The organism is Streptomyces chromofuscus, assembly GCF_015160875.1.
GTDB classification, from domain to species: domain Bacteria; phylum Actinomycetota; class Actinomycetes; order Streptomycetales; family Streptomycetaceae; genus Streptomyces; species Streptomyces chromofuscus.
This window is the reverse complement of sequence record NZ_CP063374.1, coordinates 3575586-3599093: the sequence shown is the minus strand read 5'-3', so window position 1 is coordinate 3599093 and position 23508 is coordinate 3575586. Positions and strand designations below refer to the sequence as shown.

The 23508-nt window shown below is 72.6% G+C and carries 21 protein-coding genes and 2 pseudogenes; 9 read left to right on the top strand and 14 right to left on the bottom strand.

What is annotated here, in order from left to right; all coding sequences use genetic code 11:
• Positions 1–2: 2 nt before the first annotated feature.
• The 3 genes from IPT68_RS16085 to IPT68_RS16075 form a co-directional block, all read right to left on the bottom strand.
• Positions 3–671, bottom strand: a complete 669-nt coding sequence (locus tag IPT68_RS16085; RefSeq protein ID WP_189700227.1) for a pyridoxine/pyridoxamine 5'-phosphate oxidase — start codon at positions 669–671, stop codon at positions 3–5.
• Between the two features lie 36 nt (positions 672–707).
• A complete protein-coding gene (locus tag IPT68_RS16080) occupies positions 708–1133 on the bottom strand; it encodes a pyridoxamine 5'-phosphate oxidase family protein (RefSeq protein WP_189700226.1) in 426 nt (141 codons plus the stop codon).
• Between the two features lie 297 nt (positions 1134–1430).
• Positions 1431–2048, bottom strand: coding sequence for a LysE family translocator (locus IPT68_RS16075; RefSeq protein WP_189700225.1), 618 nt, complete (start codon positions 2046–2048; stop codon positions 1431–1433).
• Positions 2049–2129: 81 nt separating this feature from the next.
• Here IPT68_RS16075 and IPT68_RS16070 point away from each other — a divergent pair, with 81 nt between their 5' ends.
• Entirely contained in the window at positions 2130–2582 is a 453-nt protein-coding gene (locus IPT68_RS16070; protein ID WP_189700224.1) for an Lrp/AsnC family transcriptional regulator, read from the top strand.
• 89 nt (positions 2583–2671) lie between these two features.
• Here IPT68_RS16070 and IPT68_RS16065 read toward each other — a convergent pair whose 3' ends face one another.
• Complete coding sequence (locus IPT68_RS16065) at positions 2672–3307, bottom strand: TetR family transcriptional regulator (RefSeq protein ID WP_189700345.1); 636 nt, start codon at positions 3305–3307, stop codon at positions 2672–2674.
• Positions 3308–3441: 134 nt separating this feature from the next.
• Between IPT68_RS16065 and IPT68_RS16060 the strand changes: the two genes are divergently transcribed.
• The 3 genes from IPT68_RS16060 to IPT68_RS16050 all read left to right on the top strand — a co-directional run bounded on the left by IPT68_RS16060 (position 3442) and on the right by IPT68_RS16050 (position 7490).
• Entirely contained in the window at positions 3442–4176 is a 735-nt protein-coding gene (locus tag IPT68_RS16060) for a VOC family protein (protein ID WP_189700223.1), read from the top strand.
• A gap of 212 nt (positions 4177–4388) precedes the next feature.
• Positions 4389–6749, top strand: coding sequence for an outer membrane protein assembly factor BamB family protein (locus IPT68_RS16055; protein WP_194074101.1), 2361 nt, complete (start codon positions 4389–4391; stop codon positions 6747–6749).
• A gap of 171 nt (positions 6750–6920) precedes the next feature.
• Positions 6921–7490 carry a hypothetical protein gene (locus IPT68_RS16050; protein ID WP_189700221.1) on the top strand — a complete coding sequence of 190 codons (570 nt, stop codon included), beginning with the start codon at positions 6921–6923 and terminating at the stop codon, positions 7488–7490.
• 10 nt (positions 7491–7500) lie between these two features.
• On the opposite strand, the gene IPT68_RS16045 is transcribed toward IPT68_RS16050, so the two are convergent.
• The 6 genes and pseudogenes from IPT68_RS16045 to IPT68_RS16020 form a co-directional block, all read right to left on the bottom strand.
• Positions 7501–7854 carry a hypothetical protein gene (locus IPT68_RS16045; RefSeq protein WP_189700220.1) on the bottom strand — a complete coding sequence of 118 codons (354 nt, stop codon included), beginning with the start codon at positions 7852–7854 and terminating at the stop codon, positions 7501–7503.
• Positions 7855–8014: 160 nt separating this feature from the next.
• The gene (locus IPT68_RS16040; protein ID WP_189700219.1) at positions 8015–8467 is read right to left on the bottom strand and encodes a phospholipase; all 453 of its coding nucleotides are present in this window, start codon (positions 8465–8467) and stop codon (positions 8015–8017) included.
• A 305-nt stretch (positions 8468–8772) separates the two neighbouring features.
• Positions 8773–8955, bottom strand: coding sequence for a hypothetical protein (locus IPT68_RS16035; RefSeq protein ID WP_189700218.1), 183 nt, complete (start codon positions 8953–8955; stop codon positions 8773–8775).
• Between the two features lie 213 nt (positions 8956–9168).
• Positions 9169–12114 carry an AfsR/SARP family transcriptional regulator gene (locus IPT68_RS16030; protein WP_189700217.1) on the bottom strand — a complete coding sequence of 982 codons (2946 nt, stop codon included), beginning with the start codon at positions 12112–12114 and terminating at the stop codon, positions 9169–9171.
• A gap of 293 nt (positions 12115–12407) precedes the next feature.
• Positions 12408–13808, bottom strand: a complete 1401-nt coding sequence (locus tag IPT68_RS16025; protein WP_189700216.1) for an alpha/beta hydrolase family protein — start codon at positions 13806–13808, stop codon at positions 12408–12410.
• 69 nt (positions 13809–13877) lie between these two features.
• A pseudogene (locus IPT68_RS16020) lies at positions 13878–14054 on the bottom strand (nitroreductase/quinone reductase family protein); the annotation flags it as partial.
• Position 14055: 1 nt separating this feature from the next.
• Here IPT68_RS16020 and IPT68_RS16015 point away from each other — a divergent pair.
• Together IPT68_RS16015 and IPT68_RS16010 are read left to right on the top strand one after the other, a co-directional pair.
• Positions 14056–14928 (top strand): annotated as a pseudogene (locus tag IPT68_RS16015) (IS200/IS605 family accessory protein TnpB-related protein); the annotation flags it as partial.
• A 195-nt stretch (positions 14929–15123) separates the two neighbouring features.
• Positions 15124–15942, top strand: a complete 819-nt coding sequence (locus IPT68_RS16010; RefSeq protein ID WP_189700215.1) for an endonuclease/exonuclease/phosphatase family protein — start codon at positions 15124–15126, stop codon at positions 15940–15942.
• A gap of 12 nt (positions 15943–15954) precedes the next feature.
• Here the strand turns inward: IPT68_RS16010 and IPT68_RS16005 are convergent, their stop codons facing one another.
• On the bottom strand, positions 15955–17472 hold the full coding sequence (locus IPT68_RS16005) for a CehA/McbA family metallohydrolase (RefSeq protein ID WP_189700214.1): 1518 nt from the start codon (positions 17470–17472) through the stop codon (positions 15955–15957).
• A gap of 129 nt (positions 17473–17601) precedes the next feature.
• Here IPT68_RS16005 and IPT68_RS16000 point away from each other — a divergent pair, with 129 nt between their 5' ends.
• From IPT68_RS16000 to IPT68_RS15990, 3 genes are all read left to right on the top strand, one after another.
• Complete coding sequence (locus IPT68_RS16000) at positions 17602–18447, top strand: LLM class F420-dependent oxidoreductase (RefSeq protein ID WP_189700213.1); 846 nt, start codon at positions 17602–17604, stop codon at positions 18445–18447.
• Between the two features lie 198 nt (positions 18448–18645).
• A complete protein-coding gene (locus tag IPT68_RS15995; RefSeq protein ID WP_189700212.1) occupies positions 18646–21231 on the top strand; it encodes a bifunctional FO biosynthesis protein CofGH in 2586 nt (861 codons plus the stop codon).
• A gap of 73 nt (positions 21232–21304) precedes the next feature.
• Positions 21305–21880 (top strand): hypothetical protein, encoded by a 576-nt coding sequence (locus IPT68_RS15990; RefSeq protein ID WP_189700211.1) that lies wholly within the window; start codon positions 21305–21307, stop codon positions 21878–21880.
• Here the strand turns inward: IPT68_RS15990 and IPT68_RS15985 are convergent.
• From IPT68_RS15985 to IPT68_RS15975, 3 genes are all read right to left on the bottom strand, one after another.
• Positions 21873–22388: a DUF2165 domain-containing protein gene (locus IPT68_RS15985; protein ID WP_189700210.1), complete on the bottom strand. Its 516-nt coding sequence runs from the start codon at positions 22386–22388 to the stop codon at positions 21873–21875. The genes IPT68_RS15990 and IPT68_RS15985 overlap by 8 nt on opposite strands.
• A 66-nt stretch (positions 22389–22454) precedes the next feature.
• Positions 22455–22637, bottom strand: a complete 183-nt coding sequence (locus tag IPT68_RS15980) for a DUF397 domain-containing protein (protein ID WP_189700209.1) — start codon at positions 22635–22637, stop codon at positions 22455–22457.
• Positions 22634–23446, bottom strand: a complete 813-nt coding sequence (locus IPT68_RS15975) for a helix-turn-helix domain-containing protein (RefSeq protein ID WP_189700208.1) — start codon at positions 23444–23446, stop codon at positions 22634–22636. The genes IPT68_RS15980 and IPT68_RS15975 overlap by 4 nt, the downstream gene beginning before the upstream one ends.
• Between the last annotated feature and the right edge of the window lie 62 nt (positions 23447–23508).

The following is a 23508-nucleotide window of genomic DNA, read 5'->3' as shown; positions in this document are numbered from 1 at the left end:
CGTCACGGCCAGAGCAACTGCTTGCCCCAGCCCTCGTCGCTCCTGAGGTACTTGAGCCGCACGTGCCTGCGCCGCTCGTCCCCCTGGAAGAACTCGACCTCGTCCGGGCGGAGTCGGTACAGGGTCCAGGTCGGGGACGGGGCGCCTGGGTTCTCCCGGGCCCGGTTCCACGCCGCCTCGGACGCCCGCGCCAGGGCCTGGAGCGAGTCCAGCGGCTCGCTCTGCCGCCCGGTCAGCGCGGCGGCCAGCGCACCGGTGGAGCGGGCGTGCAGGTCGGCCAGGCTCTCGGCGGGCGGGGCCGTGGTGACCGGGCCGCGCACCCGGACCTGGCGGCCGTGGACGTGCCAGTAGAAGGTCAGCGCGGCGTACGGCCGGGCGGCGAGCTGCCGGCCCTTGCGGCTGGTCGCGTGGGTCGCGAAGGTCCAGGCGCCGGCCTCCGCGCCGTGCAGGATCACGATCCGCACGTCCGGGCGGCCGTCCTCGTCGGACGTGGCCAGGGACATGGTGTGCGGCTCCGGCTGGCCCGCCGCCACCGCCTCCGCGAACCAGGTGGTGAAGAGGGGGAGCGGGGCGGCGGGTGCGGTGTCGGGGTCGAGCGGCGGCAGGGACGTGACCTCCGGGTCCCACACCCGCAGCGACCTCAGCAGCTCGTGCAGATCCTCCGGTTCCATGCGTCGAGTATCGCGGGCGCCCCCGCCGCCGCGCGGCTACACCGTCCCGAGGTCCGACGACACCCACCGCTCCGGCCGCATCCGGACGACGACCATCTCCCCGTGGTTCTTCAACGAGAAGTCGACGTACTCCTCGACCTTCTCGGCCGGCAGGTACCGCGCCGAGATCTCGCGCAGCTTCTCGACCGTGCCGGGGGTGGTGTCCACGACCGGCCCCTCGACCGACACGTACCGCACGGTGGGCTCCAGCCGGTCGACCATCAGCGTGAAACGCCCGGCCGCGCCGATCAGCCGGTGCTTGCGGGAGTCCAGCCCCGTCAGGATCCACAGGTCGCCGCCGGGCTCGTACTGATACCAGATCGGCACGCTGAGCGGCGCCCGGCCCTCCTCCGCGGCCACGGCAAGCGCCGCGACGTGCGGCTCGGCCAGGAACTGCTCGCGTTCCTCACGGGTCAGTGCCATAGGGGATCGCCTCCAGCGGCGTCGTCGTCGAACAGCCTCTTCCCCACAACACCACCCGGAGGGCCGCTGTTCCGTCAGCGACCCGCCGTCGAACACGTCGGCGGGCATGAGCAGTTCGGGTGGCCCGCGGCTCGGCGTCCAGCCGCACGGCGGGCTCGCTTTCACCCGGGAGCGCGGCGCCCCCCGTACTTCGCGCGCGCGGCCGGCGGCGGGCTGCTCTTCGAGCGGGTGGAGGCGGCCGTCCGGCGGGGCGCCGGGATCGTCCGAGGAGAGCGGGCGGTGCGGGCCCTCCGGCCGCTACAGCGTCGCCAGCCGCTGCACCAGGAGGAACGCCCCGATCCCCAGCATCGCCGCCCCCGACGTCCGCGCCACCGCCCGCGCCGCCGCCGGGCGCGCGCCCAGGACCGCGCGCGCGGCGCATCCGACGCCGAGGTAGACAGCCGCACAGCAGGCCATGTGCGACAGCCCGAGGACGACCGTCTGGGCCGGTACCGGCAGATGCGCGTGGTCCGTGACGAGGAACTGCGGCAGCACCGAGAGGTAGAGCAGCAGCCCCTTGGGGTTCAGGCCGCTGATCGCGGCGCCCCGCAGGAAGACCCGGCCGCGGGACGCCGGGGCGTGACCGGCCTGCGGGGTGCCCGGCCGGCGCAGCACGCCCCACCCCAGCCACACCAGGTACGCCGCTCCCACCACCGTCAGCGCGGTGAGGAGGGCGGGCGATCCCGCCACCAGGACCGCCAGGCCGGCCGCCGCGAGCACCGTGTGCAGGGCGTAGCCGCTGACCAGGCCCGCCACCGCCGTGACCGGCGAACGGTCGCGCAGACCGGCCGAGATCACATACGCCCAGTCCGCGCCCGGCACGCACACCAGCAGCAGGTCGAGGGCGAGGAAGGAGAGCAGGATCGCGGAGTCCATGGGGGGAGATTAGTCAGGAAGTGCCCGAAAGTGTTCCCGAAATTTTCCTGTGGACACCGCTTCTCGGGGAGAATCTTTCCCATGGACGCAATCGACCGGAAGATTCTTGCCGAGCTGCAGCAGGACGGGCGGCTGACCGTGACCGAGCTGGCCGCGCGGGTGCGGCTGAGCGTCTCGCCGTGTCACCGGCGGCTGCGGGAGCTGGAGCGGTCGGGGGCGATCAGCGGATACCGGGCGGTGGTCGATCCGGGTGCCGTGGGGCTGACCTTCGAGGCGCTGGTCTTCGTGTCCATGCGCCAGGAGGACCGGGACACGGTCGCCGAGTTCGAGAAGGCGGTCGGTGAGGTGGAGCACGTACTGGACGCGCAGCGGCTGTTCGGGGAGCCGGACTACCTGTTGCGGGTGGCCACCGCGGACCTCGCCGCGTTCCAGCGGCTGTACGACGAGCGGCTCGCGACGCTGCCGGGGGTTCAGCGGCTCACCTCCACCCTGGTGATGAAGCACGTGGTCAAGGACCGCCCGCTGCCGGCGTGATACGTGACAGGCGGTGGCCCACCCGAGTGGACCACCGCCTGCCTGACAGGATTTGTGCGAGAAGAAAGAGAGAAAGGGGGCCGCCGCGGCTACCTGCTCGGCTTCTTGCCGGTGATGCCCAGATGCACCAACAGCGCCAGGTTCGGCTTGAGTTCGGCCTGCTTGACGCCCCAGCTGGTGAAGCCCTTCTGGTGCGAGGCGACCGCAGCGAGCATCGCGACCAGGGAACCGGCGATCGCCGCCGGGTTCACGTCCTTGTCGACGCGGCCCTTGGACTGGAGTTCGGTGACGGCGTCCACCAGGGAGTTGTTCACCGAGTTCAGGATCTTCATGCGGATCTTGTAGAACCGCTTGTCCCCCTCGGCGGCGCCGAGATCGACGACGCGCAGGATCGCGTCGTTCTTGCGCCAGAACTCCAGGAAACCGTCGACGAGTTCCTGGGCGGTCTGCCAGCCGGCCTTGCCGACCCAGGTGCGGCCTTCGAGCAGTTCCGTCAAACCGGCGCCCTCGGCGGCCATTTGCTCGGCGATCTCCAGGACGGCTCCCTCGACGTCCGGGAAGTACTGGTAGAAGGTCGCGGGCGAAGTGCCCGCCTTCCTGGCGACATCGATGACCTTGACGTCCCGGTAGGGAGAGGAGCTGAGCATCTCACTGAGGCAGTCGAGCAGCTTCTGCCGCGTCGCCTGCCCACGCCGGCCGGCCACGCGGCCGTCGACGGTACGCACTTGTCCTGTCATGTCGTCAGCTTACCGAGGGGTGATGGGAGCGCTATTCGGCCGACTGCAAATGGGGTGCACGGGGAAACGGAGCGTGGTGTGGCCGGTGAGCGGGGTGTCGGCGGCACCGTTACTTTGGCGGCATGGCCGAAAACAGCACATCTGCGCGCGAAGCGGCGTACACCGAGGGCGTCCCGTGCTGGGTGGACGCGCAGCTCGCCGACGTGGAGGCGGGCAAGCGGTTCTACGGTGATCTCTTCGGCTGGTCCTTCCAGCCGTCGTACGGCGGCACCGTGTGGGCCTACCACGAGGGCGAGCCTGTCGCCGCGCTCGCGCAGAAGGCGGACGGCCGGCTGCCCACCGTCTGGACGGTGTACTTCGCGACGCCGGACGCCGAGGCGCTCGCCGGGCGGATCAGGGCGGCGGGCGGGCAGGTGGTGACCGCGCCGGTGCCGGTCGGCGAGCTGGGCGTCGCCGCGCTGGTCACCGACGCCGAGGGCGCGGTGTTCGGCCTGTGGCAGCCGGGGACCCACGCGGGCTTCGGCCTGCGGCACGAGCCCGGCGCCTTCGTCTGGGCCGAGCTGTACACCCGCGACACCGCCGCCGCCAACGCCTTCTACGGCGGTCTCTTCCACGAGGCGCTGTTCGGGCCCGGCGCCGAGCCCGACGTCGGCCGCGCCCCGCTCACCGACATCTTCCCGGCCGAGATGCCGCCGCACTTCCTCGTCCATTTCGGGGTGGAGGACTGCGAGGCCACGCTCACCGAGGTGAACCGGCTCGGCGGCCGGATCCAGGCGGGACCTTTCGACACCTCGTACGGCACGGTGGCAGTGGTCACGGACGGCCAGGGGGCGTCGTTCGCGGTACTCCAGCGCTGACCCGGGCGACCTTTGCGCCACCGCTTGTCCCGGAATGCACCACTACTTGCCCTGATATGTGGTGAGACACCCCATATGTCACCGGGTTCGCAACCTGTGGCCTGGACAGGAAGAATCGGGGTGCGTGCCGCCGCGGCGGTGCGGTGGTGAGACGCTGCACGGGGTCGCGTACATATGTGGTGACGCGGCTCGTACGGGGAGGTGGCAGGCAAGTGGTGGATCAGCTGACGCAGCACGATCCGCGGCGGATCGGGCCGTTCGAGGTGCTGGGACGGCTGGGAGCCGGCGGCATGGGGCTGGTCTATCTCGCGCGCTCGGCGTCCGGCCGGCGCGTGGCGATCAAGACCGTCCGGACGGAGCTGGCCGAGGACCAGTTGTTCCGTGTCCGCTTCACGCGCGAGGTCGAGGCGGCCCGCGCGGTCTCCGGCTTCTACACGGCGGCCGTGGTCGACGCCGACCCGCGCGCCGCGGTGCCGTGGCTGGCGACCGCGTACGTTCCCGCGCCCTCCCTCGAGGAGATAGTGAACGACTGCGGGCCGCTCCCGGCCCAGGCGGTGCGCTGGCTGGCCGCGGGCGTCGCGGAGGCGCTCCAGTCGATCCACGGCGCCGGGCTGGTCCACCGTGACCTCAAGCCCTCGAACGTCCTCGTCGTCGAGGACGGACCCCGGGTGATCGACTTCGGCATCGCCTCCGGCGTTTCGAACACCCGTCTGACCATGACGAACGTGGCCGTCGGCACCCCCGCCTACATGTCGCCCGAGCAGGCCAAGGACTCGCGCTCCGTCACCGGTGCCAGCGACGTCTTCTCGCTGGGCTCCACGCTCGTCTTCGCCGCGACCGGCCACCCGCCCTTCCACGGCGCCAACCCGGTCGAGACGGTCTTCATGCTGCTCCGCGAGGGCCCCGACCTCGACGGCCTGCCCGACGAGCTGCGCCCGCTGATCGAGTCCTGCATGCAGATGGACCCCTCGGCCCGCCCCACCCCGGCCGACCTCCAGGCCCAGCTCGCCCCGCACCTGTTCGGCTCCGGCTCCGACGACAGCGGTACGGCCTCGGCGTGGCTGCCGGAGAAGGCCGTCGGCCTGATCGAGTCCCGCCGCGGCGGCCGTCCCGCCCCGCCCACGTCCGCCGCGGGCCGCGGCTCCGGCCGTCCGCCCGCCGTGCCGCCCCCGCCCCCGCACGACCCCGTCGTCCCGGCGCCGCCCGTCACCGCCCCGCCGGTGCCCGCCCCGGTCGGCGCCCCGACGCCGCCCGGTCCGGCTGGCCGGTGCCCCGTGCCCATCGGTCCCGGCCCGCGCGTCGCCGACGCCCGTGCCGCCGCCGTCAAGGCGCCCCCGCCCGAGGCGGGCCTGGCCGCCTCCTGGTCCAAGCCGCGCCCCGGGGTCAACGGCGCCGAGCCCGCCGTCCCCGCGCCGCCGCCCCCCGCGCCCGCGGAGAGCCCGGCGGGCTGGCGGCCCTGGCGGTTCCGGATGTCCAACGACGTCTGGGGCACCCCGGCCGTCGACGGCGACCTCGTGTACGTCACCTCCTTCGAGGTGCACGCCCTCGACGTGGCCACCGGCCGGCGCCGCTTCAAGACCCGGGACGTGGCCTGGTCGATGGCGGTCGCGGACGGCCGGATCCACGCCTCCGACGGCCCCACCCTGTTCGCCCTGGACGCCCGCGAGGGCACCGACCTGTGGCGGCTGTCCACGGACGCCTGGGTGTACTCCCTGAAGGCCGAGCGTGGCACCGTCGTCACCGGCACCCGCGGGGGCGGCGTGCAGGCCTGGGAGGCCGGCAGCGGCCGCAAGCTGTGGGAGGTCACCGGCTGCCAGAGCGACTTCGAGTCCCCCGAGGCCGGCCCCGCCCTGCACGACGGCACCGTCTACGTCTGGCAGGACGCCCGTCTGCGCGCCCTGGACGCCCGCACCGGCGACGAGCGCTGGTCGTACCCGATCGGCGACGCGGCCTCCTGCGGCGGCGTCCCGGTCCGGGTCGCACCCGCCTCCGACGGCTACGTCTACGTCACCGCGGGCACCCGCGTCCTCGCCGTCGACGTGGCCGGCGGGCACGTCCGCTGGCACTTCGAGGCGCCCGCGGTCTTCCTGTCCCCGCCCACCTTCGTGCCCGGCCCGGCGGTCACCGGCGGCGGCGTCTACCTCGCCGACTACCTCGGCACCGTGTACGCCCTCGACGCCACCGACGGCCGCGACCGCTGGCGGATCGCCACCGAGGCCCGCACGTCCGTCGAACCGGTCCTGGTCGCCGCCGGACATGTGCACGTCGGCAGCGGCACCGGCCTCTACACCCTGGACGCGGTCACCGGCACGCCCAAGTGGCGTTTCCAGGCGGGCGGCGACATCGTGGGCACCCCCTCGGTCGCCGAGGGCCGTATCCACTTCGGCGCCACCGACCACCTCCTGTACACGCTGAAGGCCGACGACGGCCGGCTGCGCTGGAAACTCGCCACCGGCGGCGAGATCACCGGCTCCCCGGTCGTCAGGGACGGGATCGTGTACGCGTGCAGCAAGGACCGCTGCGTCTACGCCCTGGACGCCGAGAAGGGCACGGGCACGGCCCGCACCACCTGACCGGCGCGCCGGCGACGGCCGTCGTACCGGGCGCACGGAAGGGTTGTCCGGACGGCGGCCGTCGCTCGGGCGAGCCCGGTGTTCACCGTGCTCACCCATGACGCTACAGCGGGTGCGCGACGGTCGCCATGTGGTGACATGGCCGTGACAGGTGATCCATAGCCTGACGGCATGGATCTTCGGGGGCGCAAGCTCAAGCTCACGGCAGTGGCGGCGTTGGTGGTCCTGACGCTGACCGGTTTCTCGACGGGACGCCACAGCGGCGGCAGCGGCGGCGGGGGAGGCGGCGGGTGCAGCAGCTCCGGCCAAAACCACGACAGTTCGTCGTCGACGTCCGGGGGAGGCACTTGGTCGGGGACGGACGACGGCGATGACGACTACGACTACGGCGGCTCGACCAGCGGCAGCGGCGGCTACGACGACTCCGACGACAACACCGGCTCCTCCGGATCGGGCTCCGCCGAGACGCTGCGGAACGCCTCGGTGAAGCTGGTCAAGTGCGTCACCGGCAAGGCCCCTTACTCCAGGGTCGAGATCACCAACCCCAACGCGAGCACGGCCACCTTCGCCGTCGACGTCACCTTCGAGAACCGGATGGGTGCCACCGTCAAGCAGGAGACCTGGTTCGTCGAAGTGCCCGGCGACGACACGATCACCGTCGACATCGAGTCGAGCAACAGAAGTCGCGCCGCCGAAGTGGCCGGCTGTGACGTCGACGAGGTCGCCGAGCCGGAGCAGTAGCCCTCACCGGTCACAGGACAAGTGCCGCGACAGGCAACGTTCCCCCCATTACCTTGTTGGTCAGTCCCCCGTCGCGGCGTCCGGCACGCCCTCTCGCCGCACCGGCCGGAGCGATCGGCAGGTCGAGCGGCGTCCGGAAGTCCCGCAGTCGCGTCCGTGGCCGCCCCCGGACCGGGACGGCCACGGCCGACACACCGACCAGCAGTGCGAGCCGCGTCGGGGTCAGGACGCCCACGAGCGGGTCGTCGGGGAAGAAGTCGGTGGCCGTGTCCAGGAACACGACGAACAGCGCCGCGAGCGGGACCGTCTGCCAGAACGCGTACGCAGGTCCGGGGTCCGCCGGCGTGCTCCGGTCGGTTGCCACGACGCCCGAGCGTGGCGGCACGGTGCGACGCCGGAGTGACCGGGGGGACAACGGAGGCGTGCGGGTGGGGGGACGGCGATTCTCCTGCCGGCCGGGTCCGGCGGACCCGGCCGGCAGGAGGGCGGAGCGGGGCGCCCCGTTGCGGAGGGTGCGGCCGGGATCAGCCGAAGGCGCGGACGGCCTGGTAGTAGGTCCAGGCGGTGCTGTTGCAGGCGGTCAGGGTCGCGCCGCCGTAGTTGTTGCAGACTCGCTTCAGGTCCTCGTAGAAGGCGCTGTCGAGACGGTCCTTGTTGGCGCTGAAGGTGCCGGCGGCCTTGTAGTTGCGGTAGCCGAAGTCGTGGCGCGCGCAGGACATGGCGAAGGGGAAGCCGAACGGGTTGTCCGGCGACGTGGAGCAGTAGTCGGTCGACCAGTCGAAGCCGTAGGCGGCCCAGGCACCCTGGTTCGCGCGGGCGGCGGCCCATGCGCTGTAGCTGGTCGCACTGGTCTGCGTCCAACTGGCGAGCACCTGCGGCTTGTCGGCCGGGGCGGCACTGGCGGCCGTCGCGGTGGCGACGACGGTGGCCAGGGAGAGGGTCGTGGTGGCGAGAGCGCTGGCGAGTCTGCGGTGCATTCCCACACCTCCATGAGGCTGTTGCCCGCCCGTCGGGCAACAGGTTCATGACAAGATGATTGGCTCGCGCACACCGCTTTCACACCGCGCGCACCGTAATGATCGCTGAACTCTCGGATCGAGCCGGGGATCGGAACGTGAACCTCCGGGGCGAAGGCGAACGCGCGTCCGCGGAGGTGAACACGCGTCAACCCACCTACGGCCGGGCGAAGTTCCCTCCGCCCGGCCGCCGTGCCGGACGACACGTCACCCCGCCTCGGCGACTCCCCTCCGTGCCGCCGCGGCCGTGTCCCCTGCGGAAGGCGTTACTTCGTCGGCTTGAACGGCTCCGACGTCGCGTGGATGTCCTTCGTCTCCAGGGGCTCCTCGGTGGCGTGGATGTCCCCCTGGGTCGTCGCACCGCCCTCGGTGTCCGACCCGGCGTCGGCCGACGCGGGCTCGGAAGTGGCGTGGATGTCCTGCGGCTTGACGACGGTCTCGTCGCTCATGATCGTTCGCTCCCGTGGAGTGTTGGTCCGTGGCTGAGGACCCGTCCGGTCACTCCCCCGCGGATGACCGGACGGGCGTTCGGGCCGCTCCCCCCGATGCGTCGGTCGGCGACCCGGTGCGGCCGGCCGTCTGCCCCCCGACGCGACGGCTCGGCCCGCACGTGAAGCATGGCCCAGGGCGATAAACGAATGATGAACACCCCGGCACCGCGGTCAGGCCGCGCGCAGGGGCGTCAGCAACGCGCGGACCTCCGCGGCCTCCGGCGAGCCCAACTCCTCGTAGACGCGCGCCGCTTCCTGCCAGCAGACCTGGGCACGCCCCGTGTGGCCGATGCCGGTCAGCGCACGGCCGAGGACGGTGAGGACGTTGGCCCGGCGCCATTCGCCCCCGATGCCCCGCAGCACGGTCAGCGCCATCTCCGCGTTCGCGGCGGCCTGCGGGAAGCGCCGCCCGGCGATGTCCACCTCGGCCAGCCGGAACAGCGTCATCCCCTCCCACAGGCGCTGGCGGCTGTCGCGGAAGACGCCGAGCGCCTCCAGCAGCCGGCCCGTGGCCGCCTCCAGCTGTCCGCTCTGCGTGAGCGCCATGCCCAGCGCGTAGCGGCCGTTGGCGCCGCGCATGGAGTTGCCCATGGTGTCGTAGATCTCCATGCCCTTCTGGGCCAGGGTGACGGCGCTCTGCGTCCGCCCGGTCGCCAGGTGGATGCGGGAGAGGTTGCACAGGGCGCTGGCCTCGCCGGGCCGGTCCCCGAGGACACGGAAGTGCTCGATGGCCCGGGACAGGTGCTCCTCGCCCTCCGCGTTGCGGTTCTGGTACAGCGCGATGACGCCGCGCGCGTTGTGGGCCCAGGACACGGGCAGCAGGTCGTCCGCCTCTCGCGCCCGGTCGATGACCTGCGCGGCCTCCCGGTCGGCCATGTCGAAACGTCCCCCGTCCAGATGCGCGGCTGCCAGCGTCATCAGCGCCCGCGCCTCCTCCCGCGCCCCGCCGACCTGCTGGGCCGCGTCCAGCACGGCCTTGGCGGTGGCCTCGTACTCCCGGGAGTTGGCCCCCGACTCGGAGAGGTCGTGCGCGGCCCACAGCAGATCGACGGCCCGGCGCAGGCAGCCCGGCCGGCCGGCGCTCTGCCGGGCGAACGCGAGCAGGCAGTTGGCCTCGGTGTAGAGCCAGTCCCGGGCCGAGGCGCCGTCCGGGAAGGCGAGGCCGGGACGGTCCGTGGCGGCGAGGTGGTCCACCAGCCGGTCCCCGGGCCGCTCGATGGCGTACACGGCCGCGGCCGTCGCCAGGTAGAAGTCCAGCAGCCGGGACATCGCCGCGTCCTGCTCGCCCGGCGGGTGCTCGTCGCGCTCCGCGCAGGCTCGCGCGTAGAGCCGTACCAGGTCGTGGAACCGGTAGCGGCCGGGGGCCGCCGACTCCAGCAGCGAGGTGTCGACCAGCGACTCCAGCAGGTCCTCGGTGTCGGCCGGCGCCAGATCCAGCACCGCCGCCGCCCCCGGCAGCGAGATGTCCGGCCCGTCCGCGAGCCCCAGCAGCCGGAACGCCCGTGCCTGGGCGGGCTCCAGTTGTCCGTAGCCCAGCTCGAAGGTGGCCTTCACCGCCAGGTCGCCGGCCTGGAGCTCGTCCAGCCGGCGGCGTTCGTCCGCGAGTTTCGCCGCGAGGACCGAAACGGTCCAGGTGCGGCGGGACGCCAGGCGGGACGCGGCGATACGGATCGCGAGCGGAAGGAAACCGCACGCCGCGACCACGTCCAGCGCCGCCTCCCGTTCGGCGGCCACCCGCTCCTCGCCGACGATCTTCGTGAACAGCGACAGCGCCTCGTCCGGGGACATCACGTCCAGGTCGACCAGGTGCGCCCCGGCCAGGTCCACCATCCGCACCCGGGACGTCACCAGCGCCGCGCACCCCTCGGTCCCCGGCAGCAGGGGCCGTACCTGCGCGGCGTCGCGGGCGTTGTCCAGCAGCACCAGCACCCGGCGTCCGTCCAGCACGGACCGGTACAGCGCCGCACGCTCCTCCAGGGAGTCCGGGATCGCCGAGTCGGCCGTGCCCAGGGCCCGCAGGAACGAGCCCAGCACCGTCTCCGGCTCCGCCGCGCGGGGGCCGGCGCCCTGGAGGTCGACGTACAACTGCCCGTCCGGGAACACCGACCGTGCCTGGTGCGCCACGTGCACGGCGAGCGTCGTCTTGCCGACCCCGCCGATCCCGGCCACCGCGGAGACGGCCATCACCCGGCCCTCCGCCGACCCCAGCACCTCGCTCAACTCGGCCACGAAGGACGCCCGGCCCGTGAAGTCGGGCACGGTGGCCGGGAGTTGTGCCGGACGCACCGGGATCGCGGCCGGCTCGGCGACCGGCGCCGACGGCTCCGCCAGTCCGGGGTCGGCCGTCAGGATCCGCTGCTGCAACTCCCTCAAGCCGGGCCGGGGGTCGACGCCCAGCTCGTCCACCAGCAGGCGCCGTGTGTCGGCGTACACCGCCAGCGCCTCCGCCTGGCGGCCCGACCGGTACAGCGCCAGCATCAGCAGCTCGCGCAGCCGCTCCCGCAGGGGGTGGGCCGCCGTCAGCGCGGTCAGCTCCGAGACGGCCTCCGCGTGGCAGCCCTGCTCCAGGTCCATGTCCAGGCGGGATTCGAGGAGTTGCAGCCGCCACTCCTCCAGCCGGACGCGCTGCGCCTCGGCGTACGGACCCGGCACCCCCGCCAGCGCCTCCCCGTCCCACAGATCCAGTGCCCGCCCCAGCAACTCACGGGCCCGGCCCGGGTTCCCGGCGCCCCGCGCCTTCTCCGCGTCCGCCGCGAGGTCCTGCGCCACCGTCAGGTCCAGGGCGCCCTCCCCGACCGACCGGATCGCGTAGCCGCCGGACTCGCTGACCAGCACGTCGGGGTCCAGCGCCTTGCGCAGCCGCGAGGCGTACGTCCGCACCGCCGCCAGCGCCTGCGACGGCGGCTCCTCGCCCCACAGCGCGTCGATCAGCTGTGCCGCGGTCGCCGTACGGCCCTCGCGCAGCAGCAGCGCGGCGAGCAGGGCCCGTTGCTGTGGGGATCCCGTGGCCAGCGGCTCGTCGCCACGCCAGGCGCGCACCGGTCCGAGCACACCGAAGCGCAGTGCGACGGGCTCCTCCGCACCGCCCGGACGCCTCCGCGCCGGCACCCCGTCCATAGCCGTCCCCCTAGACACCCTGAGCAATGCTGTCAGTTTGCCTTGCTCACGCGGATGCGTCAGCCGCCCGAGACCGCCGTCACAGCGGGGCGCACGGGATCCCACAAGCCCCACACACCCTCTCCGCACACTTCCGCACTGACCTGAGCGCGAAGTGCCGTCCGAGATACACCCCCGGCGCGCCCACGTGCCGAAGGCGCGGTCGCCGACTGCACGAACGACATGCCCGTGGCCCGCGTCGTCCTCGTCGACGACGGGGCCACGCCGTGTGTTCCGGGCGACGTGCCGGCCGGTCAGCGGCCCGGCAGGGTCTCGTTCAGCCAGTCGAAGACGACCTCGCAGTGCTGCTGCGGGGCCATCGGGGAGCAGTGCAGCTGCGCGCCGGTGGCCGCGGTGAGCTTCACGTAGTCCTTCGGTGAGGTGAGCTTGTCGAACATCTGCCGCGCCTGGCCGGGGTAGAACTGCTCGTCCTCGTAGTCGAGTACCAGCGTGGGCATCTTGATCCGGCCCACGACGTTCGTGATGTCCAGTGCCTCGATGCGCTTGGCGGGCGTGTAGAAGTCGGTGAACATCCTGCCCTTGCGGGCGTCGAGCATCGCCTGCACGGAGAAGGGCTCGAAACGCTTCTTCAGCGTCGCGGCGTCGGCCGCGGGCAGCTCGGGCACGACCTCCTTGTTCCAGACGGTGTTGGTCTCCTCCTTGCTCGGCTGGAGGATCTCCCGGACCTCCGGGGGGAAGCCCAGCCAGGGCGTCAGGCAGCCGGGCATCGCCACCACGGCGGCGAGCCGGTTCTCGAAGGCCGCGGCCCGGGGCGCCAGGTCGCCCGCCATGCTCAGCCCGGTCAGGGCGATCCTGTCCGGGTCCACGTCCGAACGGGCCGTCAGCCAGTCGACGAGCGGGCCGACGACCTTCTCCCAGGTCGGCGTGAAGATCACCTGGTTCACGAAGAGCAGCTGACCCTGACCCGGCCCGTCGTACACCAAAGCGTTCCAGCCGCGGTCCAGGGCGGCCCGGACGCCGTACGTCCACATGTCGACGTTCTGTCCGTCGCTGCCGTTGGTGAGGATGACGGTCGGGCGGCGCCGCGCGGACGTGTCGGGCCGGAAGAACCACACGGGCAGCGGCGTGCTGCCGTACGGGACGTTCGCCGTCACCGGCGCCGGGTCGGACAGGCGGCAGAACGTGTCCCATGCGCCGCGTCCGGCCTTGTACAGCCGCTCCTCGTCGCCGGGCTTGTCGGAGCCGAGGACGAAGAACAGCGCCTGGGCGTAGTACTGCGCGGCGCGCAGCGCACGCCACTGTCTCGTCCGGTCGTCGGGCTCGCTGCCCACGGGCGCCGCCATGAGCAGGTCGCCGAGCTTCTCGAAGGTCTCGACGTACGTCTGTGAGGACAGTCCCGCCTTGGTGATCGCGTTGACGGCGGTGAGCACCTCGCCCACCTCGCCCGCGCCCTGGCCGGAACCGCCGAGCGCCATCAGCGCGCTGAAGTTGAAGGCCGGGTCGTCGAACAGCGTCATCACGCCGGGGGTGGGGCCGCCCGGCGAGGCGGTGGCCGTCGCCGTGGCGCGGGCCGCGGGTGTCGCGCCCGTCGGGGTGCACCCGGTGGCCAGCACGGCCCCGGCACCGCCGACGAGCCCGGCGAGTGCGGTGCGGCGGGTGGGGGTGCGCGCGCAGTCTCCGGATACGTCCTTCATACGAGGTGAACGTAGGACTTCTCCGGCCCGGCCCCGGCGCGCCACGCGTCGGCCTCCCTCGAACGGCCGTCAGGCGGTGTCGCGGTCCGCCAGGTCCACCCGCACCGTCAGCAGGTTCGTGCCGATCGCCCGCACCGCCGCGCTGTTGACCCTCGGCAGGGCCCGCAGCCGGGCCCTCGGGTCGTCGTCCGCCAGGAGGTGAGCCGTGCCCTCGTACCACCGTCCGCCGAGCCGCACCCGCACCCTCCTGGCGAACGCGCCGCACGGCCGGTACGTCCTCACCGCCCGGGCGGCGTTCGCGCACCGGGGCGAGCAGTGGGCCGACCGCGTCACCACCAACCGGGCCGTGGCGTACCGCATCCACGAGGACACCGACCGGGGCCGCTGGTACCTGACCGCGTCGTGGACGATCCCACTGGTGCACACCGTGCCACTGGAGGCTGCCCGTGTCAGGGGCCTGATCGGTGTGGACACCAACGCAGACCACTTGGCCGCATGGCGCCTGGATGCCCACGGCAACCCGGTCGGCGAACCACTTCGCTTCGACTACGACCTGTCCGGCACGGCCGCCCACCGCGATGCCCAGGTCCGCCATGCCCTGATTCGCCTGCTGCACTGGGCCAAACGCCACGGCCTCGCCATCGCGATCGAGGACCTCGACTTCCAGGCGGAGACCACCCGCGAGAAGCACGGCCGGCGCAAGCGCTTCCGCAATCTCATCTCCGGCATGCCCGTCAGCAAGCTGCGGGCCCGGCTCGTGTCCATGGCGGCCGAACTCGGCATCCCCATCGTCGCCGTCGACCCGGCCTACACCTCCCGCTGGGGCGCCCAGCACTGGCAAGAACCCCTCAACACAAAACCAGGAAACCCACTCGCCACGACGCGGCAGCAGTGGCGATCGGCAGACGCGCCCTGGGGCACCCGATCCGGCGACGGACGGCACCGCCCCCACACGACCGGAGTGATCGTGCGGGGCATCGGACCGTCCAGGCCGAATCGGTGGCTCCAGGGCGCGAGGGAAACCGCTCCCGCATCCCCGGACCACGGACACGATCCGTGCGCGCCGGACGCAGAGCGAACGCGGTGGACCAGAACGCCCAACACCGTTCGGGGCGTTCGGCTGAGCATGAGCCCTGGCAACAGGACTCACTCCCGCTCAGTCTTCAGGAACGGTTGAGGACGCGGCGCTGGACGGTCGTGGCGGCGCGGAATCCGAGGTCGTCGATACGGCTCATCGGGGTGCGGTCTCCTGTGTCGTCACGGGGCCGGTGTTGCTTCAATGGTCCTCGGACGCGGTGCGACGAGGACGGTGGGCATGCAGGTCGTGACCTGGAACCTGTGGTGGCGGTTCGGGCCCTGGGCGGAGCGGCAGAAGGCGATCCTCGGCGCGCTGCGCGAGCTGCGCCCCGACGTCGTGGGCCTGCAGGAGGTGTGGGAGGCCGGGGGCGAGAACGTCGCCGAGTGGCTGGCCGGCGAACTGGGCCTGCACTGGACGTGGGCCCCCTCGCACGCCCCCGAACGCTGGCAGCGCCGCATAGGCGATCCCACCGTCGGCATCGGCAACGCCGTCCTCAGCCGCTGGCCCATCACCGAACAGGCCGTCCTCCCCCTCCCGGCGCCCACGGACGTCGACGACGGCCGCCTCGCCCTCTACACGCGCCTGGCCGCACCGTCGTACGGCGTGCCCTTCTTCACCGCCCACCTCACCTCGGCGGCGCACGCCTCGGCCACCCGCTGCCGTCAGGTCACCGCGCTCGCCGAGTTCGTCGCCGTGCACCGGGGCGGCACGCCGTTCCCGCCGGTCGTCACCGGCGACTTCAACGCCTCGCCCGACTCGGACGAGATCCGCCTCTTCGGCGGCCACCGCACCGCCCCGGCCGTCCCCCGCCAGGTCCTCGTCGACGCCTGGGAGTACGCCGACCCGGGCGCCCCGTCCCTCACCTGGGACCCGGCGAACCCGTACCTCGCCGCCGGCCACTCGCCCGGCGCCCGCATCGACTACATCCACGTCGGCCCGCCCGGCCCGGACGGACTCGGCCACGTCCGCTCGGTCCGGCGGGCGGGCGACGGTCCGGTGGACGGCGTCTGGCCCTCCGACCACGCGGCGGTCGTGGCCGAGCTGGCCTCCGGGTGACGCGGGACGCCGTTACCGTGCGCCCAGGAACACCGGGTTGGTGAACGCCGCCATCGGGCCAGGCAGGGGGCCCAGGGCCGCCTCGTGGCGCAGTTCGGCCCGTACGTACGCGGCGTACGAGGGCGTCGTACGCCACTCCACGGCCCCCGAACCGGCCACCGGCAGCGGCGCGCTGGTGTGCAGGACGCCCTGGTCGGTGACGAACCGCACGACGCAGCGCGGGGCCCCGCTCACCTCCAGGCGCACGGTCACCGGCGTGTCCCGGCCGACCTCCAGCCGCTCCCCGACACCGGCGTGCGCGCCGCGTCCGCCGGAGGCCGTGAGGGACAGGGACACGGCCGCCGACTCGGCGACGTACGACCGTCCCGCGCGGATGCCCTCCTGGATCGCCTCCCGGGTCAGGTCGTCGGCGAGGACGACGGTCTGCGGATGGCCGACGGCGTCCGGGGCCCGGTGGGCGTCGCTGCTGCCCATGGCCGGGATCCAGTCCCGCCCCGCCTCCCGCCCCTCGCCGCGCACGGACGCGACCAGCATGCTGTCCCAGTCGGCCAGCGCCATCTCGTCGTCGGGCGTCCAGGGACCGTTCCACACCTCGATGGCGTCCGCCTCGCCGAAGCCGAACTTCCAGTTGCAGCCGATGCAGGTGGCGTGCGGATGGGCCGGCACGACCAGGCCGCCCGCCTTGCGGATCTGCCGGGCGAACCGGCCGTAGCGGTTGTCGCGGGCCCGGTAGCGCCAGTCGACGAACGTGCCGGGGTCGGTGCCGATCGCGACCACGTGACCGTTGCGGGTCGTGACCTCCTCGCCCAGCATGACCAGCAGGTCGTCGCCCGCCACGTCCGCCCAGTGGGCGTGCGCGGAGTGCGTGTTGTGCTCCGAGCTGTTGACGAAGTCCAGTCCGGCCGCCCGCGCCAGCGCCCCGATCTCGGCGGGGGTGCGGCGGCCGTCGGAGTACCAGGAGTGCAGATGGCAGTCGCCCCGGTACCAGTCCCGGCCCCGGCCCTTCGCCCGGTCCGGCGGGTACACCGGCTCGACGGCGGTACCGGGCTCGCCGTACGTCAGCGTGATCGTGATCTCGTACGTCAGCCCCTGCGGCGCCACCGTGTACGGGCCCAGCGCGATGTGCCAGGTGCCGCTGCGCACCGGGCCGGGGAGGTAGCCGGGGGTCGCGTCGTCCGCGCGGAGGAAGAACTCCGTGCGGGCCCCGCCCGACCAGCCGCGGAAGCCCCGGCCGCCCAGCTCGGTGCCGCGTTCGTCGAAGATGCCGATGTCCAGGGCGTTGCCCGCCGTGCCGGCCGGGACGGCGGGGCGGTCGTAGGTGTAGGCAACCCTCAGCTCCCCTACGCCGGAGGGGACTTCGACCGGTAGGTACACGAAGTCGGGGGAACCGGGCGGGAGCGTGCCCCGTACGGTCCTGGTCTGCTGCCGGTCGGCAGCCGACGCGAAGCTCACGCTCGAGAGCGTCAGCGCGGCGGCGGCACCCGTCACGAACAGCGTGCGTCTTCCGATCCCTGCGTCGTCGTCACACATGCCGACCAGGATGGGCGCACGGAGTGAACTGCGGAACACCTCGGGGCGACACTCCTGAGCAATCCTGGGACGACGTGATACCGACTGGTCGGTATGGACAGATGGCCGTTCCCCCGGTAGAGATGGGGCATGCGCATCTCCGTCACCGTCTTCCTCACGGACGAGACCATCACCCCGACCAGGCTCGCCCGTGAGCTGGAGCAGCGGGGCTTCGCCGGGCTGTACCTGCCCGAGCACACCCACATCCCGGTCGAGCGGACCAGCCCGTACCCGGCGGGTGGCGACCTGCCTCCCGAGTACGGCCGCACCCTCGACCCGTTCGTCGCCCTCGGCCAGGCCGCCGCCGTCACCGAGCGCCTCGGTCTCGGCACCGGCATCACCCTGGTCGCCCAGCACGACCCGATCGACCTGGCCAAGCAGGTCGCGACCCTCGACCATCTCTCCGGCGGCCGCTTCACCCTCGGCCTCGGCTTCGGCTGGAACGTGGAGGAAGCCGCCGACCACGGCGTCGAGTGGCGGACGCGACGCGAGTTGGTCCGGGACCGGATGGGGTTGATGCGGGCGCTGTGGTCGGAGGAACCGGTCGCCTACCAGGGCGAGTTCGGCGGTGTGCGTGCCAGTCACGCCCACCCCAAGCCCGTGCAGAAGCCGCGCGGCCCGGTCGTCGGTCCCCGCACGCTCGTCGGCGGCGCCGCGGGCCCGAAGCTGTTCGCGCACATCTGCGAGTACGCCGACGGCTGGCTGCCGATCGGTGGGCGCGGCCTGTCCGAGTCGCTGCCCCGGCTGCGCGCCGCCTGGTCCGACGCCGGCCGCGACCCGTCCGCGCTCCAGGTCGTCCCGTACGCCGTCCACCCCGCCCCGGGCAAGCTCGCGCACTACGCGGAGCTGGGCATCGAGGAGGTCGTGGTGCAACTGCCCCCGGCCGGCGACGCGGAGGTAGTGCGGGTGTTGGACGCGTATGCCGAGTACGTGTAGCCGAGCGGACGGGCAGTCGGCCCGGGGCGCGGGACCGCATCGACGTGCGGCTCCGCCGCGACGGGGGTCCCCGCTCGAGCGAAGCCGAGAGTGGGGGAGCGACCAGCCACAACGAGCCCGCACCCGGCAACGCACCGCGGTCCCCGGAGCCACCCCCGGCCCCGCTGAACCGGCGGAGCTCGACCGTATGCTCGAAGAATGACGACTTCCGCGACCTCCGGAACCGGACCCACCGAGAACTCCCTGCGTCGCGCCCTCAAACGCGCCCGTGACGGCGTCGCCCTCGACGTCAGCGAGGCGGCCGTACTGCTCCAGGCCCGCGGCGAGGCACTGAAGGACCTCGCCGCGTCCGCCGCCCGGGTGCGGGACGCGGGACTGGAAGCGGCCGGCCGCCCCGGCGTCATCACGTACTCGAAGAGCGTCTTCATCCCCCTGACCCGCCTGTGCCGCGACAAGTGCCACTACTGCACGTTCGTCACCGTGCCCGGCAAGCTGCGCCGCGCCGGGCACGGGATGTTCATGTCGCCGGACGAGGTCCTCGACATCGCCCGCAAGGGCGCGGCCCTCGGCTGCAAGGAAGCCCTGATCACCCTCGGCGACAAGCCCGAGGACCGCTGGCCCGAGGCGCGCGAGTGGCTCGACGCCCACGGCTACGACGACACCATTGCCTACGTCCGCGCCGTCTCCATCCGCATCTTGGAGGAGACGGGCCTGCTGCCCCACCTGAACCCGGGCGTCATGACCTGGACGGACTTCCAGCGCCTGAAGCCCGTGGCGCCGAGCATGGGCATGATGCTGGAGACGACGGCCGAGCGCCTGTGGTCGCAGCCCGGCGGCCCGCACCACGGCTCCCCGGACAAGGAACCGGCCGTACGGCTGCGGGTGCTGGAGGACGCGGGCCGGTCGTCCGTGCCCTTCACGTCCGGCATCCTCATCGGCATCGGCGAGACCTACGAGGAGCGCGCCGAGTCCCTGTTCGCGCTGCGCCGCGTCTCCCGGGCCTACCACGGCATCCAGGAACTGATCATCCAGAACTTCCGCGCCAAGCCGGACACGGCGATGCGCGGCATGCCGGACGCCGAACTGGACGAGCTGGTCGCGACGGTGGCGGTGGCGCGGCACATCATGGGCCCGGCGGCCTGCCTGCAGGCCCCGCCGAACCTGGTGGACGCCGAGTACGAGCGGCTGATCGGCGCCGGCATCGACGACTGGGGCGGCGTCTCCCCGCTGACCATCGACCACGTGAACCCGGAACGGCCCTGGCCGCAGATCGAGGAGCTCGCGGCGAGGTCGGAAGCCGCCGGCTTCACGCTGCGGGAACGTCTCTGCGTGTACCCGGAGTTCGTCACCCGCGGCGAGCCCTGGCTCGACCCCCGTCTGCTCCCGCACGTCCGCGCCCTCGCCGACCCCGAGACGGGCCTCGCGCGCCCCGGAGCGCTGCCCGAGGGGCTGCCCTGGCAGGAGCCGGACGAGGCGTTCGTGTCGTCCGGCCGCACCGACCTGCACGCCACGATCGACACCGAGGGCCGTACGTCGGACCGCCGCGACGACTTCGACGAGGTGTACGGCGACTGGGGCGCCCTGCGCGAGGCCGCCGCCCCCGGCATGGCCCCGGAGCGCATCGACACCGACGTGCGCGCGGCGCTGAGGACGGCGGCCGACGACCCGACCCGGCTGACGGACGACGAGGCGCTGGCCCTCCTCCACGCGGACGGCCCGGCGCTGGACGCCCTCACCCGCATCGCGGACGACGTGCGCGCGTCGGTCGTCGGCGACGACGTGACGTACATCGTCACCCGCAACATCAACTTCACCAACGTCTGTTACACCGGCTGCCGGTTCTGCGCCTTCGCGCAGCGCCGCACGGACGCCGACGCGTACACCCTGTCGCTGGACCAGGTGGCGGACCGCGCCCAGCAGGCCTGGGACGTGGGCGCGGTGGAGGTGTGCATGCAGGGCGGCATCCACCCCGACCTGCCCGGGACGGCGTACTTCGACATCGCGCGGGCCGTGAAGGCCCGGGTCCCCGGCATGCACGTGCACGCCTTCTCACCGATGGAGGTGGTCAACGGCGCGACCCGGACCGGCATGTCGGTGCGGGAGTGGCTGACGGCGGCGAAGGAGGCGGGACTGGACTCCATCCCCGGCACGGCGGCGGAGATCCTGGACGACGAGGTCCGCTGGATCCTCACCAAGGGCAAGCTGCCCACCGCGACGTGGATCGAGGTCGTCGAGACGGCCCACGAACTCGGCATCCGCTCCTCCTCCACGATGATGTACGGCCACGTGGACCAGCCCCGCCACTGGCTCGGCCACCTGCGCACGCTGGCCCGCATCCAGCAGCGCACGGGCGGCTTCACGGAGTTCGTCACGCTCCCGTTCATCCACACCAACGCGCCCGTCTACCTGGCCGGCATCGCCCGCCCCGGCCCCTCGATGCGCGACAACCGCGCGGTGACGGCGATGGCCCGGCTGCTGCTGCACCCCCACATCCCCAACATCCAGACAAGTTGGGTCAAATTGGGCACGGAGGGGGCGGCAGAGATGCTCCGCTCCGGCGCGAACGACCTGGGCGGCACGCTGATGGAGGAGACGATCTCCCGCATGGCGGGCTCGTCGTACGGCTCGTACAAGTCGGTCCGCGACCTGGTGGCGGTGGCCGAGGCGGCGGGCCGCCCGTCCCGCCCCCGCACCACGCTGTACGGCGAGGTCCCGGAGGAACGGCGGAAGGCGGCGGCGGCCTCGGACGGCCACCTGCCGGAGCTGCTGCCGGTGCTGGACTGAGGGAAGGGCGTTCGGGCGCGCACAGTACGATGATCCGACCCTCGATGGCGGGGGTCGGAGACTGAGGAGATGCGTGCCCGTGCCTGCCCGACGGCTTCCCTCGTGGGCCTGGGTGTCCGGCCTGACCGTGGGGGCGATCGCGGCGGTCGTCGTGCTGACCGTGCAGGCCGAGCAGGGGCCGCGCCCCGCGGCCACGGCGACGGCGACCCGGCCCAGCCCCTCCGCGTCCGCGAGCGCCGCGCCCACGCCGAGCAAGCCCGCCCCGGCGGCCGTGCCCGACGGCTCGGGGACGGGGCGGCGGATCGTGTACTCGCTGGGGGAGCGGCGGGTGTGGCTGGTCGACGCCAGTGACAGCCCCCGCCGCACGTTCACGGTGTGGCCCGGCACGGTCGACCCCGACCCCGGCACGTACACCGTGGGCACCCGCACCGACGCCACCACCGGCTCCGACGGCGTGGAGATCGAGCACGTCGTCTACTTCGCCGCCAAGTCCGGCGTGAACATCGCCTTCTCCGCCGCGGTGGACGGCTCCTCGCCCCCGCCGGCCGCCGCCGGCACCCAGACCGGCGGTATCCGCATGAAGTCGGCCGACGGGTCGGCACTGTGGACGTTCGGGACGGCGGGGACGAAGGTGACGGTCGTCAAGTAGCCGGGTCGGCCTGCCCGCCGGGCAGGTGGTTCACGAGCAGCACGACCCCGCTCAGCAGGAACACCCGGGTCGCCGCGTCCAGCCCGTTCCAGTCCTCGGACTGCCACATGGCGAACCACTCGCCGCCGATCCCGACGAACCCGGCGCCGAACAGCAGCATCACCATCAGCAGGCCGTACGTCGAGATCCGCCGCGCCAGCGGGTGCGGGCCGCGCGCCCAGAACCACGTACCGGCAACGAGGACGAGCGCGGCGACCGTCTCCCACGCGATGATCGCGACGTACGCCGCGTCCTGGAGCGCGGTGTCCGTGACGGCCCGCCACATCAGGTCCTCGTCCTTGAACGTCGTGTCCATGGCCAGGACATGCCGGACGAAGTCCTGGTTGGTGCCGAAGTCCGTGATGTTCCCGAAGGCGACGAGGGCCATGTAGAGGGCCACGGTGCCGGTGAGGGCGGCGGCGGCCACGGGCAGCGTGCGTCTGGTGGTGCCTGAGATGGATGTGGACATGCCGTCTTCCTACCAACGTCGGGGCATGCCCACGCCCACCGAACCGAGGTGGTGCGACACCTGCCGTCAGTCGACGACCAGTTCGACGAAGTCGCGCCAAGCGCGCTGCCCGAAGGCGAGGGGGGCGCGGTGCCGGTCCTTGGAGTCGCGGACGTGGACGGCGGGGTGGGACATGGCGACCTCGACGCAGTCGGGCTCGTCGTTGCCGCTGTAGCTGCTCTTGAACCACGTCAGCGTGGAGGTGGTCATGTCTTCTCTCCCAGCATCTTCTCGATGAACGCCAGTGACTCCCGGGGCGACAAAGCCTGCGCCCGGATCATCCCATAGCGCATTTCGAGGATCTGGACTTCCCGCGGGTCACTGATCACCCGGCTGTGCATCTCGGCCGCTGAGTACGCGAGTGTCTTGCCGTCACGAAGTTTCAGTACGCGGAACGAGCCGCTCACGCTCGCGTGGTCCTCGCGGTCCGTGGGCATAACCTGGATCTCGACGTGCCGCAACCCGCCACATTCCAGGATGTGTTCGAGCTGTTGCCTCAGCACCATTCTGCCCCCGACCGGTCGCCGTAGCGTGGCCTCTTCCTGGACGAAGGTGAGGAGCGTACGCGGCACGCGCTCGAATACTGCCTTGCGGGCCATGCGCGCGGCCACGAGGCGGTCGATCTCCTCTTCTGTGTATGCGGGGCGACGCATTGCGTACAACGCCTCGGCGTACTCCGGAGTCTGGAGCAAGCCGTGAACGTGAAGCGCGGTGTACGCGCCCAGCTCGACCGCCTCGTCCTCCAAGTTCGTCAGGTCCCGCACATTTTTCGGGTACCGGGCCTTCTCCACGTCCTCCTTCATCACGGACAGCTTGCCGCCCGCCCCCAGCACCTCATCGGCCTTGTCCAAGAAGTCCGGCTTCGGAATGCGTCGCGCCCGCTCCACCGACGAGACCATTTCCTCGCCGTACCCGATCGCGGCCCCGAGTTCCGCCTGCCGCATCCCTGCGGCCTCGCGCCACGCCTTGATCTGGCGGCCGACCGCCCTGAGGACGGCCGCCGCCTCCTCGTCCTCCACGTCTTCCCCTCCCTCTGTACGGGCCGTACGACCTCGCCGAGCACCCGGACAGTCACGGACCG